Below are 6,247 nucleotides of genomic sequence, written 5' to 3'. Positions count from 1 at the left end.
CTGCACGACCCCGCGCACGCCGACGGCTTCCGCACGGTCGAGCTGCTCGCGCCACCCGAGCTGCTCGAGGCCGGGCTCGTCGCGATGGATCGCCGGGTCGAGGTGCGTGTGATCGTCGTAGACCGGCACGGCGAGCGCGTCGGGCAGCGGCGGGTAGGAGCGGTCGGATGCCACGCGCTAGACAGCCTCGATACGCGGGAAGAGCGGCTCGAGCTCGCCGACGACGGTGCCCGGCTTCAGCTGGCCCCACTCGCCGGCCGCGCGCAGCGGCTGCTCAGCGAGGGCCCCCAGCGAGTCCTCGACGCCGAGCGCCGACCACAGCTTCGGCGTCGCCTTCGTCAGCACGGGCGAGAGCAGCACGGCGAGAGCGCGCAGGCCCTCTGTGGCGGTGTACAGCACGGTCGCGACGCGGTCGCGCGTGGCCTCGTCCTTCGCGAGCGCCCACGGCTCCTGCTCGGTGATGTAGCCGTTCAGCGCGTCGACGATCTTCCACACCGCGGCGAGCGCGTCGTGGATCGCGAAACGCTCCATCGCGGCGTCGGCCTCGAGTGCGGCCGCGCCAACGGTCGTCTGCACGGCGAGATCGGCGGCCTCGTCGGCGACCGGCTGCGGCACGACGCCGTCGAAGTAGCGCTTCACCATCGCGATCACGCGCGAGGCGAGGTTCCCGAAGCCGTTCGCGAGCTCGGCCTGGTAGCGCGCCGCGAGGTCCTCCCACGAGAACGAGCCGTCCTGCCCGAAGGAGATCGCGCGCATGAAGTAGTAGCGGAAGGCATCCGACCCGAAGGTGTCCGTGATCTCGTTCGGCGCGATGCCCGTCAGCTTCGACTTCGACATCTTCTCGCCGCCGACGAGCAGCCAGCCGTGGCCGAACACGCCCGCGGGAACGGGAAGACCGGCGGCGAGCAGCATGGCCGGCCAGATGACGGCGTGGAAGCGCAGGATGTCCTTGCCGACGATGTGGCGGGCGGGCCAGCGGCGCTGGAACTGCTCGTCGTCCTCCCCGTAGCCGATCGCCGTCGCGTAGTTCAGCAGCGCGTCGACCCACACGTAGAGCACGTGCTTCTCGTCCCAGGGGATCGGGATGCCCCAGTCGAAGCTCGAGCGCGAGATCGAGAGGTCGTTGAGCCCCTGCGAGACGAAGGCGACGACCTCGTTGCGCGCGCTCTCGGGCTGCACGAAGTCGGGCTGCGACTTGTAGAGGTCGAGCAGCTGCTGCTGGAACGCGCTCATGCGGAAGAAGTAGTTCTTCTCCTGCAGGAGCTCGAGCGGGCGGCCGTGGATGGCGCAGACCTTCTGCCCGGCATACTCGCCCGCGCCCTCGACGATCTCGGACTCGGGCTTGAACTCCTCGCAGCCGACGCAGTACAGCCCTTCGTACTCGGCCTCGTAGATGTGGCCGGCCTCGCGCAGCTTCTCGATGAAGAGCTTCACGCGGCGCTCGTGCCGCTCGTCGGTGGTGCGGATGAAGTCGTCGTTGGCGATGTCGATCGTCTCGAGCAGCGGCTTCCACGCGGTCTCGACGAGCCGGTCGGTCCATTCCTTGGGGCTCGCGCCGTTCGCGGTCGCGGTGCGCAGGATCTTCTGGCCGTGCTCGTCGGTGCCCGTGAGCAGCCAGGTGTCGTCGCCCGCCTGACGGTGCCAGCGCGTCATGACATCGGCCGCAACCTCGGTGTAGGCGTGGCCGATGTGCGGCACGTCATTGACGTAGAAGATGGGCGTGGTCAGGTAGAACGAGCGGCCGTCTGGCATGCGTTAAATCCTAGGGGCGGATGCCGCTGCGCCTGCGCCGTCCCTGATGAGGTTACGTTTCGCCCGCCGATCCTTATCCAAGACACCGGCTTTGTCATCGTGGCACCCGGGATGCCCGGCCTATTGTCGCGGTGTGAGCACTCCGAACGAACCCCACGAGGCCCCCGCGCCCGGGGCCGCCCCCGCGCCGGCTCCCGCCGCTGGCACCTATTACTCGGCCCAGCCGGTCGTCGACCGGGCTCAGCTGCCGCCCTTCAACGTGATGGCGCTCATCACCTTCATCGGCGCCTTCATCATTCCCGTCGTCGGCATCGTGTGCGGGCACATCACCCTCGCCGAGTACCGCAAGGGGCTGCCCGAGCGCGGCCGGGAGTATGCGAAGGCCGGCCTCATCCTCGGTTACATCTTCACCGCGCTCTGGCTCGTGCTGATCGTCGTGTGGATCGTCTTCGCGTTCACGCACTTCGGCGGTGCGAGCGACGGCGTCTACCGCCAGGGCGGCTTCGGCGGGAACCGCAACTTCCCGATTCCCACGCCGCGGGTCACGCCCTACGGCGGCCAGGGGAACTAACGCGCGCGCAGAGCCGCCTCGTAGAGCTCGCGGCGCGACAGCCCGGTCTCGCCGGCGACCTCGGCCGCGGCATCCTTCAATCGCGTGCCGCCCGCGACCCGCTCGAGGACATCGGCGACGCCGCTCTCGAGCGACACGACCTTCTCGGCCGCGCCTTCCGTGACGATCACGATCTCGCCGCGCACACCGCCCGCGGCCCAGGCGGCGAGCTCGGCGGCGGTGCCGCGGCGCACCTCCTCATGCAGCTTGGTGAGCTCGCGCGCGACGACGACGCGGCGATCGTCGCCGAAGAAGCGGGCGATGTCGGCGAGGGATGCCGCGAGGCGGTTCGGGGACTCGAAGAACACCAGCGTGCGGCGCTCGTCGGCGAGCGCCGTCAGCAGCTTGGCCCGCTCCCCCTCCTTCCGGGGCAGGAAGCCCTCGAATGCGAAGCGGTCGGTGGGCAGCCCCGAGAGGGCGAGCGCGGTCAGCACCGCGGACGGGCCGGGCAGCGCCGTCACCGTGACGCCGGCGGCGATCGCGGCCTGCACGAGGTGGTAGCCCGGGTCGCTGACGGTCGGCATGCCGGCATCCGAGATCAGCAGCACGTCGCTCGCACGCGCGAGCTCGACGAGGTCGCCCGAGCGGTCGCGCTCGTTGTGGTCGTGCAGGGCGATGAGCCGTGGCCGGTTCTCGACGCCCAGGCCCTGCAGCAGCCGCTGCGCCACCCGCGTGTCCTCGGCGGCGACGAGCTCGACCGAGGCCAGCGTGTCGACCAGCCGCCGCGTCGCGTCGCCGAGGTTTCCGATGGGCGTCGCGGCGAGGATGAGCATGCCCACGAGCCTATGCCGCGCCCAGATCGGCCATCGAAGGCCCGAGTACCATGGCGCGGGTGAGCCAGCCCGCCGACCCGGACGCCGCAGACGCCGAGTTCGACGAGATCGTCGATTCCTCCCGGCACGCGGAGCGACCAGAGCCGCCCGAGGAGCCCGAGCCGACCGGCACCCGCCTCGACAGCTGGTGGGCCGCACGCCTCGCGACGCCGCTCGGCCGCCGCCTCTGGGACTGGGGCGGACCGATCGCCGTCACCCTGCTCGCCGCCGCGCTGCGCCTCTGGCACCTCGGCCTGCCGCACTCGCTGGTCTTCGATGAGACCTACTACGTGAAGGACGCGTGGACGCTCTCGCACCTCGGCTACGAGGGCGCCTGGGTGGCGAACGCCGACCAGGACTTCAACGCGGGCAACGCGAGCGGCTGGTCGGCGAAGCCCGAATTCGTCGCCCACCCGCCGCTCGGTAAGTGGATCATCGCCCTCGGCGAGCACCTCACCGGCATCGACAGCTCGGTCGGCTGGCGCCTGTCGACCGCCGTGGCCGGCATCCTCGCCGTCGTGCTCGTCATTCTGATCGCCAAGAGGCTGTTCCACGGCTCGACGCTGCTCGGGTGCATCGCGGGCCTCTTGATGGCTGTCGACGGCAGCGCGATCGTCATGAGCCGCGTGGCACTGCTCGACAACTTCGTGATGCTCTTCGCGCTGCTCGGCGTGGGCGCGGTGCTGCTGGATCGTTCCTATCGCGACCGGCGGATTCGCCGCCTCACGGGCGCCGATTCGCCACCGCCGGGCTCCGCCCAGCGAGACGCGAAGCGTCTGCCTGGCCCGGTGCTGTGGCGCCCCTGGCTGCTCGCCGCCGGGCTCGCCTTCGGCCTGTGCGCGGGCGTCAAGTGGTCGGGCTTCTACTTCCTCGCGGTGTTCGGCGTCTACTCCGTGCTCTCCGACTTCGTGGCCTACCGGAAGGCGGGGTTCCTCGCCCCGACGGAGGGCCTCGCCCAGGCCGTCGTCAGCTTCGTCACGATGGTGCCGATCGCGATCGCGACCTACATCGCGGCGTGGTCGGGCTGGCTGTTCACGAGCGGCGGGTGGGACAGGCACTGGGTCGAGGCGAATCCCGGGCAGAACGCCTGGCACGGGCTGCTGTCGTGGGTGCCGTACTGGGCGCAGAACCTCTGGCACTACAACACCGAGCTCTACGGCTATTCGATCAACCTGCACGCGACGCATCCGTACCAGTCGAACTCGCTGTGGTGGACGCTCATGCTGCGGCCGACGAGCATGTTCTACCAGTCGATCGGAACGGGCCAGAGCGGGTGCACGGCGGCCCAGTTCGGGTGCGCGCGGGCGATCACCGACCTCGGCAACCCGTTCATCTGGTGGGCCGGCACGCTCGCGCTGCTCGGGCTCGTCTACGTGCTGATCCGGCACCGCGACTGGCGCGCGGGGCTGCTGCTCACGGCGGTCGGCGCCGGGTGGCTGCCGTGGGTGATCCTGTACCACGGGCGCACCATCTTCACCTTCTACGCCATCGCCTTCGAGCCGTACCTGATCCTCGCGATCGTCTATTTCGTGGCCAAGGTGCTCGGCCGCCCCTCGGATTCCACGTACCGCCGCACCCGCGGCATCGCGAGCGTCGCCGCGTACCTCGCGATCGTGCTCGCGGCGAGCGCGTTCTTCTGGCCGATCTGGTCAGGCGTGCAGACCTCGTATGAGTTCTGGCGCGCCCACATGTGGCTGCGCAGCTGGATCTAGGGCCGGGGCGCGGATGCCTGCGGGCGGCGATCTCAGGGCCGCCGATGGAGCCCCGCGGGACGACCCGTAATGCGCCTCTGGCCACGAGTTCCAACACCTAGGGTCGTCTCGCGGTCTGCGCTCTTCGTGGGACGACCCGTCGTGCGCGAATCCGCGACGAGAGCGGCATCACGGGTCGTCTCGCGGACGCCGACCTCGCCGAGGCCCGCGCGTCGGGGCATCCTGCACCGTTAACCTGTGGGGCAAGTAACCTGTGGGGCAAGCTCGCGCATCGGGTGAGCTCGCTTCTGGGCGTGGAGCCCCTCCTCTCGCGCGCCGTGCGCGAGAGTTGGTGCATGCCCCGCAAGATCATCCTCGACTGCGACCCCGGCCATGACGACGCGGTCGCCCTGCTGCTCGCGCAGGCGCACCCCGCGATCGAGCTGCTGGCCGTCACGACGGTCGCGGGCAACCAGAGCCTGCCCAAGGTGACGCACAACGCGCTCGGCATCGCAACGCTCGCCGGCATCACCGCGCCGATCGCGGCCGGCGCCGACGGGCCGCTGCAGCGCTCGGCCGAGTTCGCCGCCGACATTCACGGGGATTCGGGCCTCGACGGGGTCGTGCTGCCCGAGGCATCCGTCGCCCTCGACGCCCGCAATGCCGTCGACCTCATCGTCGAGCTCGTCATGACGCACGAGCCGGGCGAGATCACGCTCGTGCCGACCGGGCCGCTCACCAACATCGCACTCGCGGTGCGGCGCGAGCCCCGCATCGTCGAACGGGTCCGCGAGGTCGTGCTCATGGGCGGCGCGGCGCACCTCGGCAACCTCACTCCCGTCGCGGAGTTCAACATCGCGTTCGACCCCGAGGCGGCGGCAGAGGTCTTCGAGGCCGGCTGGCGCGTCACGATGGCCGGGCTCGACGTCACCCACCAGGCGCTGGCGACGCCCGAGGTCGCCGAGCGGATCACGGCCGTCGGCGGACCGAAGGCCGAGTTCATGACCGATCTGATCGCCGAATACGGCCGGCGCTACTCGGATGTGCAGGGCTTCGACTCCCCGCCGGTGCACGACCCGGTCGCCGTCGCGATCGTCATCGACGAGGAGCTCGGTGGCGGCCACGTCGAGCTCAGGCGCGCGCCGATCGCCGTCGAGACGAAGGGCGAGCACACCACCGGCATGACCGTCGTCGATCTGCGGCCGTGGGTGCAGCGCGACGTGCCGACCGCGGTCGCCCTCGGCCTCGACGCCGACTGGTTCTGGGGGCTCGTGACCGACGCGGTGCGCTGAGCGCGGCGGCGGCGCCCGCGGCATCCCCCGCTCTCTAAACTGGGCGGGTGGCAGAGACGGGCGTGACCGAGCCGCGCGAGATCGGAGAGC

At 70.6% G+C, this 6,247-nt stretch carries 5 protein-coding genes; 3 read left to right on the top strand and 2 right to left on the bottom strand.

All coding sequences use genetic code 11. The features are described from left to right. Positions 1-177: 177 nt before the first annotated feature. Complete coding sequence (metG, locus tag ACM2XV_RS11270) at positions 178-1,752, bottom strand: methionine--tRNA ligase (protein ID WP_487026984.1); 1,575 nt, start codon at positions 1,750-1,752, stop codon at positions 178-180. Between the two features lie 133 nt (positions 1,753-1,885). Here metG and ACM2XV_RS11265 point away from each other — a divergent pair, with 133 nt between their 5' ends. Beyond that, positions 1,886-2,323, top strand: a complete 438-nt coding sequence (locus ACM2XV_RS11265) for a DUF4190 domain-containing protein (RefSeq protein ID WP_344775467.1) — start codon at positions 1,886-1,888, stop codon at positions 2,321-2,323. On the opposite strand, the gene rsmI is transcribed toward ACM2XV_RS11265, so the two are convergent. Beyond that, the gene (rsmI, locus tag ACM2XV_RS11260; protein ID WP_344775469.1) at positions 2,320-3,135 is read right to left on the bottom strand and encodes a 16S rRNA (cytidine(1402)-2'-O)-methyltransferase; all 816 of its coding nucleotides are present in this window, start codon (positions 3,133-3,135) and stop codon (positions 2,320-2,322) included. The genes ACM2XV_RS11265 and rsmI overlap by 4 nt on opposite strands. A 50-nt stretch (positions 3,136-3,185) precedes the next feature. On the opposite strand from rsmI, the gene ACM2XV_RS11255 reads away from it, so the two are divergent. Next, the gene (locus ACM2XV_RS11255; protein WP_487026983.1) at positions 3,186-4,886 is read left to right on the top strand and encodes a dolichyl-phosphate-mannose--protein mannosyltransferase; all 1,701 of its coding nucleotides are present in this window, start codon (positions 3,186-3,188) and stop codon (positions 4,884-4,886) included. 335 nt (positions 4,887-5,221) lie between these two features. Continuing rightward, positions 5,222-6,157, top strand: a complete 936-nt coding sequence (locus ACM2XV_RS11250; RefSeq protein WP_487026982.1) for a nucleoside hydrolase — start codon at positions 5,222-5,224, stop codon at positions 6,155-6,157. Positions 6,158-6,247: the final 90 nt, after the last annotated feature.

The sequence above is a fragment of the Gryllotalpicola sp. CP2-P1 genome, assembly GCF_057512245.1.
Note: the sequence above shows the minus strand (reverse complement) of the source record. Positions and strands in the feature narration are given on the sequence as shown.

Excerpts from the sequence above, each read along its gene's own strand:
- metG (WP_487026984.1), bottom strand. The coding sequence starts at position 1,752 with ATGCCAGACGGCCGCTCGTTCTACCTGACCACGCCCATCTTCTACGTC.
- rsmI (WP_344775469.1), bottom strand. The coding sequence starts at position 3,135 with ATGCTCATCCTCGCCGCGACGCCCATCGGAAACCTCGGCGACGCGACG.
- ACM2XV_RS11255 (WP_487026983.1), top strand. The coding sequence starts at position 3,186 with ATGGCGCGGGTGAGCCAGCCCGCCGACCCGGACGCCGCAGACGCCGAG.
- ACM2XV_RS11250 (WP_487026982.1), top strand. The coding sequence starts at position 5,222 with ATGCCCCGCAAGATCATCCTCGACTGCGACCCCGGCCATGACGACGCG.